Source organism: Streptomyces sp. NPDC031340, assembly GCF_055569945.1.
The window spans coordinates 1-18,542 of sequence record NZ_JBVIIE010000014.1 but is presented as its reverse complement, the minus strand read 5'-3'; the positions used below and the strand labels follow the sequence as shown (position 1 = coordinate 18,542).

Sequence of the window (18,542 nt, the reverse complement as noted above, 5' to 3'; positions counted from 1 at the left end):
CATGTCGATCGGCGTACGCGCGGACGGACGGAAGCGGAAGGGCGGCGACCGACACGGCCGCCGCCCTTCACGCGCGCGTGCGTCACGCCGCGAGCTTCTCCAGGGCGGCGTCGATGCGGGCCAGCGTCGCGTCCTTGCCCAGGACCTCGAGGGACTCGAACAGCGGCAGGCCGACCGTGCGGCCGGTGACGGCGACCCGGACCGGGGCCTGGGCCTTGCCGAGCTTGAGGCCGTGGGCCTCGCCGGCGGCCAGCACGGCCTCCTTCAGGGACTCGGCGGAGGTCCAGTCAGCCGCCTCGAGCTTCTCCCGCGCCGTGCGCAGCAGGGCGTCGGAGCCCTCCTTCATCGCCTTCGTCCAGCTCGCCTCGTCGAAGACCGGCTCGGGCAGGAACAGGAAGTCGACGTTTTCGGTGATCTCCGACAGCACCTTCAGGCGGGTCTGCGCGTGCGGCGCGATGGCCTGCCACTTGGCCTCGTCGAAGTCCTCCGGCGCCCAAGGGGCGAACGGGGCCCGCAGCCACGGCGCGCAGCGCTCCGTGAAGTCCTTCACGTCCAGCAGGCGGATGTGGTCGGCGTTGATCGCCTCGCACTTCTTGAGGTCGAAGCGCGCCGGGTTGGGGTTGACGTCCGCGATGTCGAAGGCCGCGACCATCTCCGCGACCGTGAAGATGTCCCGGTCGGCCGAGAGCGACCAGCCCAGCAGCGAGAGGTAGTTGAGCAGGCCCTCGGGGAGGAAGCCGCGCTCGCGGTAGAGGTTGAGCGAGGACTGCGGGTCCCGCTTCGACAGCTTCTTGTTGCCCTCGCCCATGACGTAGGGGAGGTGCCCGAACTCGGGGACGCCCTTGGCGACGCCCAGCTCGATCAGCGCCTTGTAGAGGGCGATCTGGCGCGGGGTGGAGGAGAGCAGGTCCTCGCCGCGCAGGACGTGCGTGATCTCCATCAGGGCGTCGTCGACGGGGTTGACCAGCGTGTACAGCGGGGCGCCGTTGGCGCGCACGATGCCGTAGTCCGGGACGTTCTCCGGGAGGTACGTGATCTCGCCGCGGACCAGGTCGGTGAAGGTGATCGTCTCGTCGGGCATCCGGAAGCGGACGATGGGCTCGCGGCCCTGGGCCCGGTACTCCTCGACCCGGTCGTCGGTGAGGTCGCGGCAGTGGCCGTCGTAGCCGGACGGCTTGCCGGCGGCGCGGGCGGCGTCGCGGCGGGTGTCGAGCTCCTCCTGCGAGCAGTAGCAGTGGTAGGCGTGGCCGGCCTCGATCAGCTTGGCGGCGACGTCCTTGTAGAGGTCCATGCGCTGCGACTGGCGGTACGGCGCGTGCGGGCCGCCGACCTCGGGGCCCTCGTCCCAGTCGAAGCCGAGCCAGCGCATCGCGTCGAGGAGCTGGTTGTAGGACTCCTCGGAGTCGCGGGCCGCGTCGGTGTCCTCGATGCGGAAGACGAGAGTGCCCTGGTGGTGCCGGGCGAACGCCCAGTTGAACAGGGCGGTGCGCACCAGGCCCACGTGCGGGTTACCGGTGGGCGAGGGACAGAAACGGACGCGTACGGAGGAGGAGCCGGATGCGCTAGCCACGCTTGACAACCTTGTTGGTGAGAGTGCCGATGCCTTCGATGGTGACGGCGACCTCGTCGCCGACGTTGAGGGGGCCGACCCCCGCGGGGGTGCCCGTGAGGATCACGTCGCCGGGGAGCAGCGTCATGGCCTCGGAGATGTTGACGATCAGATCCTCGACCGGGTGGATCATCTCGCTGGTGCGGCCGAGCTGGCGCTGCTGGCCGTTGACCGTGAGCTGGATCGTCAGGTCGCTCGCGTCCAGGTCCGTCTCCACCCAGGGGCCGAGCGGGCAGGAGGTGTCGAAGCCCTTGGCCCGGGCCCACTGCTTCTCCCTGCGCTGGACGTCGCGGGCGGTGACGTCGTTGGCGCAGGTGTAGCCGAGGATCACGTCCTTGACGCGCTCGCGGGGGACCTCGCGGCACATGCGGCCGATGACCACGGCCAGCTCGGCCTCGTGGTGCAGTTCCTCGGAGAAGGACGGGTACGCGATCTCGTCGCCGGGGCCGATCACCGAGGTGGAGGGCTTGAAGAAGGCGAAGGGCGCGTCCGGCACCTCGTTGCCCAGTTCGCGCGCGTGCTCGGCGTAGTTGCGGCCGAAGGCCACGACCTTGTTGGGGAGCACCGGCGGCAGCAGCCGGACCTTGTTCAGCGGTACCTTCGTGCCGGAGAGCTCGAAGTCCGCGAACGGGATGCCCTTGATGATGTCGAGGACGAGTTCGTCCGGCCTGTCGCCCTCGACCGCGCCGAAGGCGACGTTCCCGTCGATGGAGAATCTGGCGATGCGCACGGGATGCCTGCGCCCCTTACTGAGCCGACTGGAGTCTGACGCTCCAGGCTAACGCGGTACGCAGCCGGGACCTCGCGCAGCACGGCGCGAGCCCCGGGGCCGGGCGGCCTCCGGGGCTCCGCGGCGACCGGCCGGACCGTGCGGCCGGCGGCCGGTGCGCGTGCTGCTTCGGGCTTGCTCCGCCTACTCGGCGGCGGCCGCGACGGGCACGTCCATGAGGACGGTGCGCCGGGGGTTGGCGGTCTGGGCGGGGAGTTCGACGGAGTGCTCCGGCTGCTCCGGGGTCTGCAGCTCGTCGGCGTCCTCGAGGTGCGCCAGCGTCGTGCGCCGCGGGTTGGCTATCGTGCGGAACATCATCGTCGTCTTCACGGCTGTAGTCGACCTTGTCCTGTACGGGCACCCGCGTGCGGCGAAAGCCCCCAACACGGGCACGGTTGTCAAAGTGTTACGTCCTGTAAACCGTCAGGCTAAACATGCAATTCCCTTCGGAAGCCCTGAAGAAGCCGTGATCACCGTGTGAGTTTGCTCACTACCTCAAGGGCAAACCGGTCAATTCCGGCCCGCAATCCACCTGATCGAAACGGACATTGGCTCCCTGAAGCCACCATTCCGCTCCTGATCATGGCGACTGGGACACCGCTCACCACCGGACGACTCGCGGGCATACGTCCGATATTAACCGGATCTCGCTCTACGTCCGGTGACCCGCCACTCACAAACTGTCACGTGCGTCACGGCATGGCCCACGGGCCTTGTTGGAGATCCTGCACTGTGCTGGAATTCCACGGACCGCCGCAGGATCGAGCCGGCGCGCAGGGGGCGCAACGCAGCGCCGAGTGGCGGCGAGACAGGGGGAGCCAGCGCCGGTCACTCACGACCACCCGGGGGGCGTTTTCAGGGCGTTCCCCACAACGCCGACACCGTGTCCCTCCGTTCACCCGGAGGGGCGCCTGGTCCAGAGGTTGCGACGCTAGTGCAGGGACGTTTCAAGAGGGATAACGGCGCTTCGGCTCAGCCGGAGCCGCACGGCGGGACTGGCCCCATGGCCGGCAGCTCCTCGCCCCAGCACGCCCAGAACCCGGGCCCGACCCCGTCCGGCGACGGCGGCGACCGCGCCGGGCGCCCCGGCCCGACGGCGCCTTCCGGGCCCCCCGGCCCCACCTCCGCGCCGGTCAAGCCGCCCACCGGTCCGAGCGGTCCCGGATCGCGCGTGGCCCTGCGCAACTGGCGCATCTCCACGCGTCTGGTGTCGCTGCTCGCGCTCCCGGTGGTGGCGGCCACCTCGCTGGGCGCCCTGCGCATCAGCGACAACATGGACGACATCCAGCAGCTCGACAACATGAAGCTGCTGACGGACATGACCAAGCAGGCCACCGAACTGGCCGCCGCGCTCCAGGACGAGCGCGACCAGTCCGCCGGCCCCCTCGCGCACAGCTCCAAGGCCAGCGCGTACACGGTCAAGGGCTACCGGGACAAGACGGACCGGTCCGTGACCAACTTCAAGGACGCCGCGGAGGAGATCGACACCTCCAGCATGTCCAGCGGCAACCTGCTGGGCGTCCGGGAGACCCTGGTCGGCCTCGTCCGCGACCTGGGCGACCTGGCGAAGATCCGCAACTCCGCCTACGAGGCCACGGACAACTCGACCCAGACCGTCGAGTCCTACCACCGCCTCATCACCAACCTGCTGGACCTCTCCCAGGACATGGCGGAGGCCACCAGCAACCCCGAGATGATCCAGCGCACCCGCGCCCTGGCGGCCTTCTCCTCCGCCAAGGAGTACGCGTCGGTGCAGCGCGCGGTCCTCGCGGCGGCGCTGCCGGCCAACAACAACACCGTCGGCGACCTGTCGGAGAACGACCGCCTCTACGCCCAGTCCGCGCTGGCCAGCCAGACCTCCGACCTGCGCACCTTCAAGAGCCTCTACGGCACCGAGCGGGCGGCCGCGCTCCTGAAGCCCATCGAGGAGAACAACGCCTCGATCAAGGCCACCGACACCTACGCCAGCCGGGCGCTGGCGAGCAAGGACGGCCTGTCCGACCTGCAGAAGCGCTCCTACCAGGACTGGGTGGACGACAGCTCGACCAAGATCGAGCAGATGCAGAAGATCGAGCACACGCTGCTCGAGGACATGGAGCAGAAGGCGCGCGAGCTGCGCAGCGCCTCCGAGCAGGAAGCGATCATCTCCGGTGCGCTGATCCTGCTGGTGCTCGGCGTCTCGCTGGTCGGCGCCTTCGTGGTGGCCCGGTCCATGATCCGCTCGCTGCGCCGGCTGCAGGAGACCGCCACCAAGGTCGCCCAGGAACGCCTGCCCGAGCTGGTCAAGCAGCTGTCCGAGGCCGACCCGCAGGACGTCGACACCTCCGTCGAGTCGGTCGGTGTGCACTCCCGTGACGAGATCGGCCAGGTGGCCGCGGCCTTCGACGACGTGCACCGCGAGGCGGTCCGCCTCGCCGCCGAGCAGGCCCTGCTGCGGGGCAACGTCAACGCGATGTTCACCAACCTCTCCCGCCGCTCCCAGGGTCTGATCCAGCGCCAGCTGTCGCTGATCTCCGAACTGGAGTCCCGCGAGGCCGACCCGGACCAGCTGTCCTCGCTGTTCAAGCTCGACCACCTCGCGACGCGTATGCGCCGTAACGGTGAGAACCTCCTCGTCCTCGCCGGTGAGGAGCCCGGCCGCCGCTGGACCCGTCCGGTCCCGCTGGTCGACGTGCTCCGCGCCGCCGCGTCCGAGGTGGAGCAGTACGAGCGCATCGAGCTGGCCTCCGTGCCCACCACCGAAGTGGCCGGCCGGGTCGTCAACGACCTCGTGCACCTGCTCGCCGAGCTGCTGGAGAACGCGACCTCCTTCTCCTCCCCGCAGACCAAGGTCAAGGTCACCGGTCACGCGCTGCCCGACGGCCGGGTGCTGATCGAGATCCACGACACCGGTATCGGCCTCTCCCCCGAGGACCTCGCGGCGATCAACGAGCGGCTCGCCTCGCCGCCCACCGTGGACGTCTCCGTCTCCCGCCGCATGGGCCTGTTCGTGGTCGGCCGCCTCTCGCAGCGCCACGGCATCCGCATCCAGCTGCGCCCGTCCGACTCCGGCGGCACCACCGCGCTGGTCATGCTGCCCGTCGACGTCGCGCAGGGCGCCAAGAAGCCCGCTCCCGGCGGCAAGCCCGGCGCCCCCGCGCCGAGCGGCGGTCCGGCCGCCGCGCAGGCGGCCGCGGGTGCCGCCGCGGCACGCCGGCAGGCCGCCGCGCAGAACGGTGGCGGTTTCGGTGGCGGTGCCCTGGGCGCCGGTCCGGCCGGTGGCGGTGCCCTGGGCGCCGGTCCGGCGGGCGGCGGCCGTCTCGGCGCCGGTCAGGGACCGCGGGCCGCGCTGCCCGGTGCGGGCGCGGGCGGTCGTCCCGGTGCGCCGGGCGGACCGCGTGGACCGCAGGGGCCCGGGGTTCCCCCGCAGGGCCGGCCGGCTCCGGCCGCCGGCGCGGGCGCCGGGTTCGGCGGTCAGGCGCCGGGTGCGCCGCAGGGTCTGCAGGCGGCGGGCGCCGGCCAGGACGCCTTCGGCGGCGCTCGTGGCCCCGTGCCTCCGCAGCTGCCGGACGCCGGGGACGCGGGCCAGGCAGGGCCCGAGCGGCAGGGCGGACGGCGCCACCGCCGGGCCCAGCTGCCCGGCCGCGGCAGCAGCCCGCGCGCCGAACTGCCGGGCGGCGACCAGCAGCAGCCCCGGGTGCCGAGCTGGAGCGACGAGAACGCGCAGCCTCCGGTGCCCCGTGCCTCGCTCGACGCCCCGCGCGGACACGACGAGCAGGACCCCGCCCAGACCTCCCGCATGCCGCGGATCGACGACCGGCAGGGCGCCGGCTCCACCTCCGAGTTCCCCCGCCCGGACTTCGGCCCGGACTTCGGCGCCCCGGCGCCCAACAGTCCTCAGGACACCGGCCAGTTCGCGCGTCAGGAATTCGCTCCCCCGGCGCCGGCCGCGAACCCGCAGCAGAACGGTGGCCAGTTCGTCCGCCCGGACGTCTTCGGCACCCCGGGCGGCCAGTACGGCCAGAACAACCACAACAACCCGAACAACCCCGCGAACACGGGGCAGTTCGCGGTACCGCAGGCCTACGACAACGGCTCCACCGGCCAGTTCCAGCGGCCGGGCTACGACGGCTCCTCCACCGGACAGCACGCGCTGCCGGGCCGGCCGGACCAGGGCTCCACCGGGCAGTTCGAGCGGCCGCAGGTGGGCGGTGGCCGCGGCGGCGCCGACTTCGGCGCCCCGCGCCCGCAGATGCCCCCGCGCCCGCAGCATCCGGTCCGCCAGGAGCCCGAGGCCCTTCCGCCGGCGGCCGGACCGGGCGACGGCCGCACCCCGCTCTACGACACGCTGGAGACCAACTGGTTCCGCGGCGGCCGTCAGGGGCAGGGCGAGCCCGCCCAGCCCCCGCAGCAGCCGCAGGCCCCGGCCGCCCCCCAGCGTCCCGGGACCGCCGCCTGGCGCACCTCGCCGAACGACGACCTCGTCCGGCAGGCCGAGCGCGTACGGCAGCCGGCCGCGGGCGGCGTCACCACCTCCGGTCTGCCGCGCCGGGTACCCCGGGCGAACCTCGTCCCGGGCACGGCTCAGCAGCAACAGCACCAAAGCGGTCCGCAGGTCTCGCGTTCGCCTGACGACGTACGCGGCCGACTGACCAACCTCCGTCGGGGCATCGCGCAGGGTCGCCAGGCCGGTACCGGCCAGACCGGCAGTTTCCCGAGCCCCACTCACCAGCAGGAGCGTTAGTTGAGCCAGATGAGCCAGGCGGCACAGAACCTCAACTGGTTGATCACCAACTTCGTGGACAACACCCCCGGGGTGTCCCACACCGTCGTCGTGTCCGCCGACGGACTCCTTCTGGCGATGTCCGAAGGCTTCCCCCGCGACCGCGCCGACCAGCTCGCGGCCGTCGCGTCCGGCCTCACCTCGCTGACCGCCGGGGCGTCCCGGATCTTCGAGGGCGGCAACGTGGCGCAGACGGTCGTCGAGATGGAACGCGGATTCCTGTTCCTGATGTCCGTCTCGGACGGCTCGTCCCTGGCCGTGCTCGCGCACCCCGAGTGCGACATCGGCCTGGTGGGCTATGAGATGGCCCTGCTCGTCGACCGTGCAGGTGCGGTCCTCACGCCGGACCTGCGCGCCGAACTACAGGGCAGTCTGCTGCACTGATCGGCCTAGATCCACCCCCCTCACCAGATCACCGTCCGGCCGCCACAGTCCCCCCACCGGCCCCGTCAGACGGCTAGCCCGAACGACTTGCTGTCCCGCCCGGAGGATTCATGACCCCGCCCACCGCCTCTCATGATCCGTACGCGGAGCCGTACGAGGATGAGGGCGACCAGCCGCTGGTCCGTCCCTATGCGATGACCGGCGGCCGGACCCGGCCGCGTTATCAGCTCGCCATCGAGGCACTGATCAGCACCACGGCCGATCCGGCAGCGCTCATGGGGCTGCTCCCGGAGCACCAGCGCATCTGCCACCTGTGCCGTGAGGTGAAGTCGGTCGCGGAGGTGTCGGCGTTGCTGGCCATGCCGCTGGGCGTGGCACGGATTCTCGTCGCGGATCTGGCCGAGGCCGGTCTCGTCGCCGTTCACCAGCCTGGTGGCGACGAGACGACCGGTGCGCCCGACGTGACACTGCTCGAAAGGGTGCTCAGTGGACTTCGCAAGCTCTGAACCGAGCCGGGCCACCACGTCCGCCAAGATCGTGGTGGCGGGTGGCTTCGGCGTCGGCAAGACGACCTTCGTCGGCGCCGTATCGGAGATCAACCCGCTGCGCACGGAGGCCGTCATGACGTCCGCGTCGGCGGGCATCGACGACCTCACGCACACCGGGGACAAGACCACCACCACGGTGGCCATGGACTTCGGCCGCATCACGCTCGACCAGGACCTGATCCTGTACCTGTTCGGCACGCCCGGCCAGGACCGCTTCTGGTTCATGTGGGACGACCTGGTGCGCGGCGCGATCGGCGCGGTGGTGCTCGTGGACACCCGGCGTCTGGCCGACTGCTTCCCGGCCGTCGACTACTTCGAGAACAGCGGGCTGCCGTTCGTCGTCGCGCTCAACGGCTTCGACGGACACCAGCCCTACGCTCCCGAGGAGGTGCGCGAGGCGCTGCAGATCGGGCCGGACACCCCGATCATCACCACCGACGCGCGACACCGTGCGGATGCAAAGAGCGCACTGATCACGCTGGTCGAGCACGCGCTCATGGCCCGCCTGCGGTAGTACCCAAAATGACAGCCGCTTACGGCAGTTGTCGTAGGGACATCGGAGCCGGCTGTGGCCTTTGACACGGTCGGCCCCGGTGTTCATAACAGTTTGACAGAGGAATCGGGCGATACGGCCACGCGTCGCGGTCGACCGGTGCCGCTGTGTCCACGTCGGCCCCGTCATTTGACGGGGCTCGCTCTTTATGACCGTTTTATCTGTGACTTACATCGGAGCGAACCGGTTCGTTCCACTGTTTGGAAGACCGCAGGTCGACATGCTGGAATGCCTGAACTGCCCAATAGTCAACGACGTACTCATCAGTCGATGAGGCACGGGCTCTGAGAAACTGCGGCACAACGTAGGTGCCGACCGCCGAGAGGTTGTTGGTCGAGTGAGGCGAAGCAAGAACGGTCCCGAGCCGTCGGCGCGGGGCAACTTCACCCCGCCGCCGCGCGGAGCGGCGGCCGCCCCTGTGCCCGGATCGGAGCCGGCGGCCACGCCCGCTCCCAGCGGCGGCCGCCTCTCCCCGCGCAACTGGCGGGTGCCGACCCGGCTGAACGCGATCCTGCTCATACCCGTGATGGTCGGCCTCGTCATGGGCGGCTTCCAGGTCAAGAGCTCGATCGACACCTGGCAGAACGCCGAGGACGCCGAGAAGACCGCCCGCCTGGTACGCGCCTCGCTGACCTACGCCGACGCCCTCTACAACGAGCGCGACATCACCGCGGCCCCCCTGCTGAAGGGCAAGGCGCAGACCGCCAGGGACAAGGCGACCGTCACCCAGGCCCGCGCCGCCACCGACAAGGCCGCCGACGCCTTCGACGAGGCCGCCCAGAACATGCCGCAGAAGGCGGGCCTGCAGCGCCGCCTGAGGCTGTTCCGCGCCGAGGAGCCCGGCCTGCAGTCGCTGCGCGCCGTGGCGTACACCTCCAAGCTCACCGGTGTGCAGTCCGAGGAGGGCTACCTCAAGGTCGCGCACCCGCTGCTGGAGTTCGCCAACGAGCTCGGTCTGGGCACCGGCAACATCACCTCCTACGGCCGTACCGTCTACGCGATCTCGCTGACCAAGTCCGCGGTGTCGCTGGAGCGCGCGATCGGCATGCACCTGCTGATCAACCCCGGCCCCCAGCAGGGGGACCTGGCCAAGCAGCGCGTCGCGCTGTCCTCGTACGCCTACCTCGAGCGCATCGCCATCGAGGAGTACAAGGGCGGCGGCACCGAGCAGGACGCGCAGAACCTCGCCGACGCGCAGGTCAAGATGAAGGCGGACGGCGCGGCGATGGCCAAGCAGGCCGCCGCGCAGGCGAAGGCCCAGGGCAAGACCTACGTGCCGCCGCCCTCCGGCTCCACGGCCATGATCACCGCCCTGTCGATGCTGCAGAGCACCGACGCCACCGAGCGTGCCGCGCTCGCCCAGCAGGGCATCACGCCGGAGAACTGGTGGGCGGTCAACACACTCAAGTTCAACGGGTACCGCCAGATCGAGACGGACATGGCCGACAAGGCCGTGAACGAGGCCTCGGACATCGCCGCGACCGCCAAGCGGGACGCCCTCATCACCGGTGCCGCCGTCGTGGTGGCCCTGCTGCTGGCGTTCATCCTGGCCGGCGCGGTCGCCCGCCAGATGAGCCGCTCGATGCGCCAGTTGCGCAACGCCGCGTTCGGCATCGCCGAGCAGCGCCTGCCGATGCTGGTCGACCAGCTCTCGCGCACCGACCCGGGCCGGGTGGACACTCGCGTCCAGCCCATCCCGATCACCACCCGGGACGAGATCGGCGAGGTCGCCCGCGCCTTCGACCAGGTCCACCGCGAGGCCGTCCGGCTCGCCGCCGAGCAGGCCCTGCTGCGGGGCAACATCAACGCGATCTTCACCAACCTCTCGCGCCGCAACCAGTCCCTGATCGAGGGCCAGCTGACCCTGATCACCGACCTGGAGAACAACGAGGCCGACCCCGACCAGCTGGAGAACCTCTTCAAGCTGGACCACCTGGCCACCCGTATGCGCCGCAACGGCGAGAACCTCCTGGTGCTCGCGGGCGAGGAGCCCGGCCGCCGCTGGGACCAGCCGGTGCCGCTGGTCGACGTGCTGCGCGCCGCTTCCTCCGAGGTGGAGCAGTACGAGCGCATCGAGCTGTCCGGCGTCCCGGAGGCCGAGATCCACGGCCGCGCGGTCACCGACCTCGTGCACCTGCTGGCCGAGCTGCTGGAGAACGCCACCACGTTCTCCTCTCCGCAGACCAAGGTCCGGGTCACCGCGACCCGGCTGCCCGACGGCCGCGTCATGATCGAGATCCACGACAAGGGCATCGGCCTGACCGCCGAGGACTTCGCGGACATCAACCACAAGCTGGCCAACCCGCCGACCGTGGACGCCGCGATCTCCCAGCGCATGGGCCTGTTCGTGGTCGGCCGGCTCTCCGACCGGCACGGCATCCGCGTCCAGCTGCGCCCCTCCGGCGAGCAGGCCGGCACCACCTCGCTGGTCATGCTGCCCGACGCGATCACCCACGGCGGCGGCGGCGAGCAGCAGCAGCCGGCCGTGAACGAGTTCACGGTCTCGCAGATCATCCCGGAGCAGAACTTCCAGGGCGGCGAGGACTTCAGCCAGCAGCCGCTGCGCACGGCCGCCGAACTCGGCTTCGACGACAGCCGCTACGCGGAGGTCCCGGACGACATCCGGGACCTGGACCCGGTCGGCCGCTCGCTGATGCGCGAGGAGCGCCGTGCGGCGCTGGAGGCCCAGACGCAGGGCCAGCCGGGCGACCCGGAGGCCGACCGGGCCCAGGCGTACGCCGACGCCTTCGACGCGCAGCCCGGCTACGACAACGGCCAGGGCTACCCGGAGCAGCAGACGCCGTACGAACAGCCGCAGCAGGCGCCGTACGAGCAGCCGCAGCAGGCGTCCTACGAGCAGCCGATGACGTACGAGGAGCAGCGTCAGGCGCCGTACGACGAGCAGTACTACGCGCCGAACGGCCAACTGCCGCAGAACGACGCCTTCTCCGGCGGCTTCCCGGTGAACGGAGGCTACTCCGACGCCGCTTATGCGGAGCCCCGCCAGGACGAGCACGCCACCGCCCACCCGGCCGTCCCCGAGTCCTTCCCGGCGTTCGAAGAGCGGCGCCACCAGGATGACTGGCCGCAGCAGGACGGCTACCGGAACGGATACCCGGACCAGTACGCTCCGGAAGCGGAATCTGCGCAGGCCGCTGACGCGGGCGAGGCCGACCGCGTAGGCTTCGAACGTCCGGGACCGGCCCCCTCCGCCGTCCACGAGCTGACCGACGCCGGGCTTCCCCGCCGCGGATCCACCGCGGCCGGTTCGAACGGCGCGCGGCCCGTGAACGGGGATGCGCCGGCTTCCGACTCGGCTTCCCGGAGCGACGGCGACGCCGGCTTCTGGCGCTCGGCGAACGACGAGCGCTGGCAGCAGGCGGCGCAGCTGAAGAAGCCCAAGGCGGGCGGGGTCACCTCCTCCGGCCTGCCGCGGCGGGTGCCCAAGGCCAACCTGGTCGAGGGAGCCGCCGAGAGCACTCCCCAGGGAGGCCCACAGGTCTCCCGTGCCCCGGAAGACGTCCGGGGCAGGCTGAGCAACCTGCGTCGGGGCGTCCAGCGCGGACGCAACGCCGGGGCAGGCAGTGAAACGAACGGCCAGGGCTTCGGTCCTGACAGCACCTACAACCAGGAGCGTTAGTGTGAGCCCGATGAGCCAGGCGGCACAGAACCTGAACTGGTTGATCACCAACTTCGTGGACAACACCCCGGGGGTGTCCCACACGGTGGTGGTCTCCGCCGACGGACTCCTTCTGGCGATGTCCGAAGGCTTCCCCCGCGACCGCGCCGACCAGCTCGCGGCCGTCGCCTCCGGTCTGACGTCTCTGACGGCAGGCGCCTCCCGCATCTTCGAGGGCGGCAGCGTGAACCAGACGGTCGTGGAGATGGAGCGGGGATTCCTCTTCATCATGTCCATTTCCGACGGTTCGTCGCTCGCCGTTCTCGCGCATCCGGAGGCGGACATCGGTCTCGTCGGGTACGAAATGGCCCTCCTGGTGGACCGAGCAGGAACGGTTCTGACGCCGGATCTCCGTGCGGAGCTACAGGGCAGCCTGCTCAACTAACAGACAGACCGTGCGTTTTGGCGTCCCGTGGCCGTAAGGTTTCGGGACGCGGCTCCACACGGATGGGTGCCCGGCACAGTCGGAGGAGGAGAAAGTGGCAACACCCCCAGGCGGTTCGCATGCGGGCAACTGGTCGTACGGTCCTGCCCAGGGCCGGCACGACGGTTCCCAGAACCCGAACCGTTACGACTTCCCCTCCACGCCGTACGCCCCGCAGGGCCCCGGGCCGTCTCCGTACGACCAGCCGCCCGCGCCGCGCATCCAGCCCGTGCAGCCGCAGCGGCGCTCCCCCGAGCCCGCTCCGGCCGGCGGGGCCTCCAATCCGTTGGTGCGTCCGTACGCCATGACCGGCGGCCGGACGCGCCCGCGCTACCAGCTCGCCATCGAGGCGCTGGTGCACACCACCGCGCAGCCGCACCAGATGCAGGGCCAGCTGCCCGAGCATCAGCGGATCTGCAACCTCTGCCGGGAGATCAAGTCGGTCGCCGAGATCTCGGCGCTCCTGACGATCCCTCTCGGCGTGGCCAGGATCCTCGTCGCCGACTTGGCGGAGGCGGGCCTGGTCGCCATCCATCAGCCCGGCGGCGACGAGAGCGCCGGCGGCCAGCCAGACGTGACACTGCTCGAAAGGGTGCTCAGTGGACTTCGCAAGCTCTAGCGGCGGTCCTTCCCGCTCCACCACCTCCGCGAAGATTGTGGTGGCGGGCGGCTTCGGCGTGGGCAAAACCACGTTCGTCGGCGCCGTCTCGGAGATCAACCCGCTGCGCACAGAGGCCGTCATGACGTCCGCGTCGGCGGGCATCGACGACCTCACCCACACCGGGGACAAGACGACCACGACGGTCGCCATGGACTTCGGCCGCATCACCCTGGACCAGGACCTGATCCTGTACCTGTTCGGCACGCCCGGCCAGGACCGTTTCTGGTTCATGTGGGACGACCTGGTGCGCGGCGCGATCGGCGCGATCGTCCTGGTGGACACCCGCCGTCTCGCCGACTGCTTCCCGGCCGTCGACTACTTCGAGAACTCGGGTCTGCCCTTCGTCATCGCGCTGAACGGCTTCGACGGCAACCAGCCGTACAATCCGGACGAGGTCCGCGAGGCCCTGCAGATCGGCCCGGACACCCCGATCATCACCACCGACGCCCGCCACCGCGCGGACGCCAAGTCGGCGCTGATCACTCTGGTGGAGCACGCGCTGATGGCCCGTCTGCGGTAGCGGCGGACCGTGCGGCCACCGGGCTGCCGCGGACGGCCGTGAGCCGTCGGCGGCAGCCCGTCGTCGTATCCTCCCGATGGGACACACGGAGAAGGGCCCCTCTCGGTCGAGAGGGGCCCTTCTCCGTGTCGCGGAACGGCTCAGCGCCAGCTGTGCGGCGCCCGGAAGCCGGGCTCGCGCTCCAGGCGGCGCCAGCCCGCCTTCGGGCGGCCCCGGTGGGCCGGCGCGGCGGCGGGCCGGGCGGCCGCACGGGCCAGGAGGACGGCCGTGATGGCGGCGACTTCCTCGGGCTCGGCGTGGCCCTTCTCGACACGGATGTCATGGGTGGTCATAGGTCTCAGTCTCCAGGAGGGAAGTTTCCGCAGGGGTACCGCGAGGGATCCGCCGGGTTACTGCGGGGGGTTGCCGTGCTTGCGGGAGGGCAGGTCGGCGTGCTTGTTCTGGAGCATCGCGAGCGAGCGGACGAGGATCTCGCGGGTCTCGGCCGGGTCGATGACGTCGTCGACCAGGCCGCGCTCGGCGGCGTAGTACGGGTGCATCAGCTCGGACTTGTACTCCTTGACCATGCGGGCCCGCATGGCGTCGGGGTCCTCGGCCTCGGCGATCTGGCGGCGGAAGATGACGTTGGCGGCGCCTTCCGCGCCCATCACCGCGATCTCGTTCGTCGGCCAGGCGAACGTGAGGTCGGCACCGATGGACTGGCTGTCCATGACGATGTACGCACCTCCGTAGGCCTTGCGCAGGATCAGGGAGATCCGCGGCACGGTCGCGTTGCAGTAGGCGTACAGCAGCTTCGCGCCGTGGCGGATGATCCCGCCGTGCTCCTGGTCGACGCCGGGGAGGAAGCCCGGCACGTCCAGGAAAGTGACGATCGGAACGTTAAAAGCGTCACACATCTGGACAAAGCGTGCAGCTTTTTCCGATGCCTCGATGTCGAGGACGCCCGCGAGCGTCTGCGGCTGGTTGGCGACGATGCCGACCACCTGGCCGTCCAGCCGGGCCAGCGCGCAGATGATGTTGCGCGCCCAGCGCTCGTGGACCTCCAGGTACTCGCCGTCGTCGACGATCTCCTCGATGACCTTGGCCATGTCGTAGGGCCGGTTGCCGTCCGCCGGGACGAGGTCCAGCAGGACGTCCGAACGGCGGTCGGCCGGGTCCGTGCACTCCACCCGGGGCGGGTTCTCCCGGTTGTTCTGCGGGAGGAGGGAGAGCAGGTAGCGGACCTCCGCGATGCAGGTCTCCTCGTCGTCGTAGGCGAAGTGACACACACCGGAGGTCTCGGCGTGCACGTCGGCGCCGCCCAGGCCGTTCTGGGTGATCTCCTCGCCGGTGACCGCCTTGACCACGTCGGGTCCGGTGATGAACATCTGCGAGGTCTCGCGGACCATGAACACGAAGTCCGTCAGGGCGGGGCTGTAGGCCGCGCCGCCCGCGCACGGGCCCAGCATCACCGAGATCTGCGGGATGACGCCGGAGGCCTTGGTGTTGCGCTGGAAGATGCCGCCGTAGCCGGCGAGCGCGGAGACGCCCTCCTGGATACGGGCGCCCGCGCCGTCGTTGAGGGAGACCAGCGGCGCGCCGGCCGCGATGGCCATGTCCATGATCTTGTGGATCTTCGTGGCGTGGGCCTCGCCCAGCGCGCCGCCGAAGATGCGGAAGTCATGGGCGTAGACGAAGACCGTGCGGCCCTCCACCGTCCCCCAGCCGGTGATCACACCGTCGGTGTAGGGCTTCTTCGCCTCCAGCCCGAAGCCGGTCGCGCGGTGCCGGCGCAGCTGCTCGACCTCCTGGAACGTGCCCGGGTCCAGCAGCAGCTCGATGCGCTCCCGGGCGGTCAGCTTGCCCTTGGCGTGCTGAGCCTCGGTCGCCTTCTCGCTCGGCCCGGCCAGGGCCTGCGCACGGATCTCGTGCAGCTCGGCCACCCGTCCGCGCGCGTCCGTCGGCTCACCCGGCGCCTCATCCAAAACGGTCATGTAGTGACCTTACGAAGGACACCAAGGAAAGCGAGCCGTCGACTCCGTACAGTGTCCGGGCCGTTTTCCTGGTACCCCTGAACAGAACCGAGACGGCATGCAGCCGTTCTGACTGCTCGGAGGGCGTTCCGCTTGTAGGGGTCACACAAAGTCGTCACCTGAGACGCAGCTCACATCGATGGGTGGCGCATCCCACGCCCGGCGTAATCCTCAGGGTCGCACGGGGACCCGTGGAGACGACTTCCACGGTGTCGTCCGCCCGCACCACCCCGCGCACCCGATGATGCCAGGTGATCTCCAACGGCTCGCCCGTTCGGGGTGGCTCGCTCACGCAGAGGGTGGCGGTGCCTCCCCGGCGGCGCAGCAGCACGCTCGCCCCGGCGGACGCGGTCAGCGGGCCCGCGGTGCCGGCCCGCCAGAAGTTGGCGGCCGTCAGGCCGAGGGAGGCGACGTGGACTGCCTGGCGGGCGCTGTCGTTCGCGAGGACCGCCGCCCAGTGGTGGTCGGCGGCGCGGGCCACGACCGTCCGGCGGGAGGCGCCGGGCAGCAGGACGTACCGGTAGGTGGCGTCGGCCGGGTCGGTGCCGTGGTCCAGCCAGAGGGTCTGCCAGCGGCGGGTGCGCCGCTCGGTGGTGGACGTGCTGTTGATGTCGGACCAGGCGCCGGTGCGGTCCTCGCGCAGGGTGCGCAGTCCGCCCTCCGGGACCAGCCAGCCGCCGTGGCCTTCCAGGTGGGCCCAGCCGGGGCCGCGCGCGAAGGCCTGGGTGCCTCCCTCGCCGAGGTTGCGGTTGTCCACCACCGTCTCGACCGGGACGCCGTCCGCGCAGGTGATGCCCGCGCCCAGGCAGATCACCGAGTCCGCGAGGAAGAACCAGGACTTGCGGGCCTCCAGCGTCGAGCCGAGACCCTTCAGGTGCTGGCCGACGGCCGCGAACTCGCCGTCGGTCGTGCCGCCGACCCAGCGCACGTCCGGCCTGGGCTCTCCCCACTCGCCGCCGGCCCGGTCGGGCAGGCGCCTGGTGGAGACCGTCGTACCGGGCAGGCGGTAGCAGTCCACCGTCGGCCAGAACCAGTCCGTGTACTGGTCGCTCGGGCCGTCGGCCCACCAGTAGAGCATTCCGGCGCCGGTGTGCCAGCCGCGCGGGTTCTCGCCGTTGCCGCACTCGTAGTGCGCGATGCGGTCGCTGGCCATGGCGAGGTTCGCCGTGAAGCCGGGGCGGCGGTGCACGGCCCGGTCCATGGCCGCGAAGAGCCGGTGGCCGACGGGTTCGGCGGCCGCCGCGACGGGCGCGTCGGCGATCGCGCGCAGCCGGGCCAGGTCGGCCACCTGGAACTGAGGGGACGTCAGGATCGGTACCACGGTGTCCCGTTCGATCCAGCCCTTGACGAGCGCGTGCCAGCGGTCGCGTTCGGCCGGGCTCGCCCCGCCGGCCAGCAGGGCGACGGCCGCGATGACGCCGTGCCCGTGGAAGTGGTCGCCGCGCAGCACGTGCCGGTCGTCGCTCTTGAGGTGACCCCGGCTGACGGCACGGCCGTTGACGCTGTCCATCACCAGCCCGTCGTGGATCAGGGGCGCGTAGGCGTGCTCGACGGCGTCGAGGACGATCTGCCGGTTCGGGTCGGTCACCTCCCACTCGCTTCCGGCGAGGAGCGCGAAGAGGCGGCCGAGGCCGTCGAGCATGACCTGCCCGTACGTCCCCGAGTAGGCGACCCGGGTGTGCTGGACGAACGACCCGTCCGCGTACAGCCCGTCCCCGGAGGTGACGTACGGGAACACCGGCGACAGCGCGTCGCGGGCGAGGGCGATCCGGTCCGGGGCGCGGCCCAGGATGCCGCGCAGGGCGACGGAGCGGCACAGGTCGACGCGGTTGGCGCCGGTCGACGTGCCGGAGTAGTCGCCGAGCATCGTGTCGGGGACGAAGTGGTCGACGGCCGCGCAGGCCGCGGCGACCTGTGCGTCGGTGAGGTGTTCGTACAGGCCCGCGGTGATGTCCATGAGCAGCCGGGGGCTGCCGATCTGCCACTCCCACCAGTTGCCGTAGCGGGTGGTGGAGGGGTTGTAGACGGTGCCGGAGAGGTGGTCGAGGCCGCGCCGGACGTTCGCGAGGAGTTCCTGATCGCCGGTGCGGCCGGTGCCCGGCTGGAGGAAGGCCTGGGTCATCGTCCACAGGCGGCTGTAGCTGAAGGTGATGCCGGACGGCGGGTCGAACGGGTGGCCCGGCCAGAGGGAACCGGCGGCCGGGGCCATGCCGGCCTGGAAGCGCCGGGCCAGTTCGCCGGTCTCGGCCAGGCGCGAGGCGTACGGCTCGGCGGCGGGGTCGTAGCCGTCGCCGAGGGCGATGGCCAGCCAGCGGCGGCGGAGGGCGTCGTAGGGGTCTGCGCCGGGTTCGGCTTCGGCTTCGGCTTCGACGGTGGCTTCGGAGGCGCGGGCGGATCCGGTGCCGGCGCCGGCACCGAAGGACGTGGCCGCGAGGGCCGCGGCGGACAGGAAGGCGCGGCGCGTCGGAGTCGTGCCCATGGGCGTGTGTCACCTCGACCGGCGGTACGGGTGGGGTGGATGGATGCGGCCGGGGGGGGGGGGGGGGGGGGGGGGGGGGGGGGGGGGGCGGGGGGGGGGGGGGGGGGAGGGGGGCGGGGGGGGGGGGGGGGGGAAGGAAGGG

At 71.1% G+C, this 18,542-nt stretch carries 14 protein-coding genes; 8 read left to right on the top strand and 6 right to left on the bottom strand.

All coding sequences use genetic code 11. From position 1 onward, the window contains the following. Nucleotides 1-82 precede the first annotated feature (82 nt). The 3 genes from gltX to ACZ5GT_RS12980 all read right to left on the bottom strand — a co-directional run bounded on the left by gltX (nucleotide 83) and on the right by ACZ5GT_RS12980 (nucleotide 2,708). Nucleotides 83-1,570 (bottom strand): glutamate--tRNA ligase, encoded by a 1,488-nt coding sequence (gene gltX / locus ACZ5GT_RS12990; protein WP_469020349.1) that lies wholly within the window; start codon nucleotides 1,568-1,570, stop codon nucleotides 83-85. Beyond that, nucleotides 1,563-2,339, bottom strand: a complete 777-nt coding sequence (locus ACZ5GT_RS12985) for a fumarylacetoacetate hydrolase family protein (protein ID WP_469020347.1) — start codon at nucleotides 2,337-2,339, stop codon at nucleotides 1,563-1,565. The genes gltX and ACZ5GT_RS12985 overlap by 8 nt, the downstream gene beginning before the upstream one ends. Before the next feature lie 183 nt (nucleotides 2,340-2,522). Beyond that, entirely contained in the window at nucleotides 2,523-2,708 is a 186-nt protein-coding gene (locus ACZ5GT_RS12980; protein ID WP_351887381.1) for a hypothetical protein, read from the bottom strand. 604 nt (nucleotides 2,709-3,312) lie between these two features. On the opposite strand from ACZ5GT_RS12980, the gene ACZ5GT_RS12975 reads away from it, so the two are divergent. From ACZ5GT_RS12975 to ACZ5GT_RS12940, 8 genes are all read left to right on the top strand, one after another. Next, nucleotides 3,313-7,101: a sensor histidine kinase gene (locus tag ACZ5GT_RS12975; RefSeq protein WP_469020343.1), complete on the top strand. Its 3,789-nt coding sequence runs from the start codon at nucleotides 3,313-3,315 to the stop codon at nucleotides 7,099-7,101. A gap of 9 nt (nucleotides 7,102-7,110) precedes the next feature. Next, nucleotides 7,111-7,524, top strand: coding sequence for a roadblock/LC7 domain-containing protein (locus ACZ5GT_RS12970; RefSeq protein ID WP_003973453.1), 414 nt, complete (start codon nucleotides 7,111-7,113; stop codon nucleotides 7,522-7,524). A 110-nt stretch (nucleotides 7,525-7,634) separates the two neighbouring features. Next, complete coding sequence (locus tag ACZ5GT_RS12965) at nucleotides 7,635-8,030, top strand: DUF742 domain-containing protein (protein ID WP_108015325.1); 396 nt, start codon at nucleotides 7,635-7,637, stop codon at nucleotides 8,028-8,030. Further along, a complete protein-coding gene (locus ACZ5GT_RS12960; RefSeq protein ID WP_115905688.1) occupies nucleotides 8,011-8,586 on the top strand; it encodes a GTP-binding protein in 576 nt (191 codons plus the stop codon). The genes ACZ5GT_RS12965 and ACZ5GT_RS12960 overlap by 20 nt, the downstream gene beginning before the upstream one ends. 376 nt (nucleotides 8,587-8,962) lie before the next feature. Further along, entirely contained in the window at nucleotides 8,963-12,265 is a 3,303-nt protein-coding gene (locus ACZ5GT_RS12955) for a nitrate- and nitrite sensing domain-containing protein (RefSeq protein WP_469020339.1), read from the top strand. Nucleotides 12,266-12,275: 10 nt separating this feature from the next. Beyond that, nucleotides 12,276-12,689, top strand: coding sequence for a roadblock/LC7 domain-containing protein (locus ACZ5GT_RS12950; protein ID WP_033321188.1), 414 nt, complete (start codon nucleotides 12,276-12,278; stop codon nucleotides 12,687-12,689). A 94-nt stretch (nucleotides 12,690-12,783) separates the two neighbouring features. Further along, nucleotides 12,784-13,347 carry a DUF742 domain-containing protein gene (locus ACZ5GT_RS12945; protein WP_469020335.1) on the top strand — a complete coding sequence of 188 codons (564 nt, stop codon included), beginning with the start codon at nucleotides 12,784-12,786 and terminating at the stop codon, nucleotides 13,345-13,347. Further along, nucleotides 13,328-13,909, top strand: coding sequence for a GTP-binding protein (locus tag ACZ5GT_RS12940; RefSeq protein ID WP_026248371.1), 582 nt, complete (start codon nucleotides 13,328-13,330; stop codon nucleotides 13,907-13,909). Before ACZ5GT_RS12945 ends, ACZ5GT_RS12940 begins: the two co-directional genes overlap by 20 nt. A gap of 140 nt (nucleotides 13,910-14,049) precedes the next feature. On the opposite strand, the gene ACZ5GT_RS12935 is transcribed toward ACZ5GT_RS12940, so the two are convergent. The 3 genes from ACZ5GT_RS12935 to ACZ5GT_RS12925 all read right to left on the bottom strand — a co-directional run bounded on the left by ACZ5GT_RS12935 (nucleotide 14,050) and on the right by ACZ5GT_RS12925 (nucleotide 18,400). Continuing rightward, nucleotides 14,050-14,241: an acyl-CoA carboxylase subunit epsilon gene (locus ACZ5GT_RS12935; RefSeq protein ID WP_469020331.1), complete on the bottom strand. Its 192-nt coding sequence runs from the start codon at nucleotides 14,239-14,241 to the stop codon at nucleotides 14,050-14,052. Nucleotides 14,242-14,298: 57 nt separating this feature from the next. Then, on the bottom strand, nucleotides 14,299-15,882 hold the full coding sequence (locus ACZ5GT_RS12930; protein ID WP_469020328.1) for an acyl-CoA carboxylase subunit beta: 1,584 nt from the start codon (nucleotides 15,880-15,882) through the stop codon (nucleotides 14,299-14,301). 154 nt (nucleotides 15,883-16,036) lie between these two features. Continuing rightward, entirely contained in the window at nucleotides 16,037-18,400 is a 2,364-nt protein-coding gene (locus tag ACZ5GT_RS12925; protein ID WP_469020326.1) for a polysaccharide lyase 8 family protein, read from the bottom strand. Nucleotides 18,401-18,542: the final 142 nt, after the last annotated feature.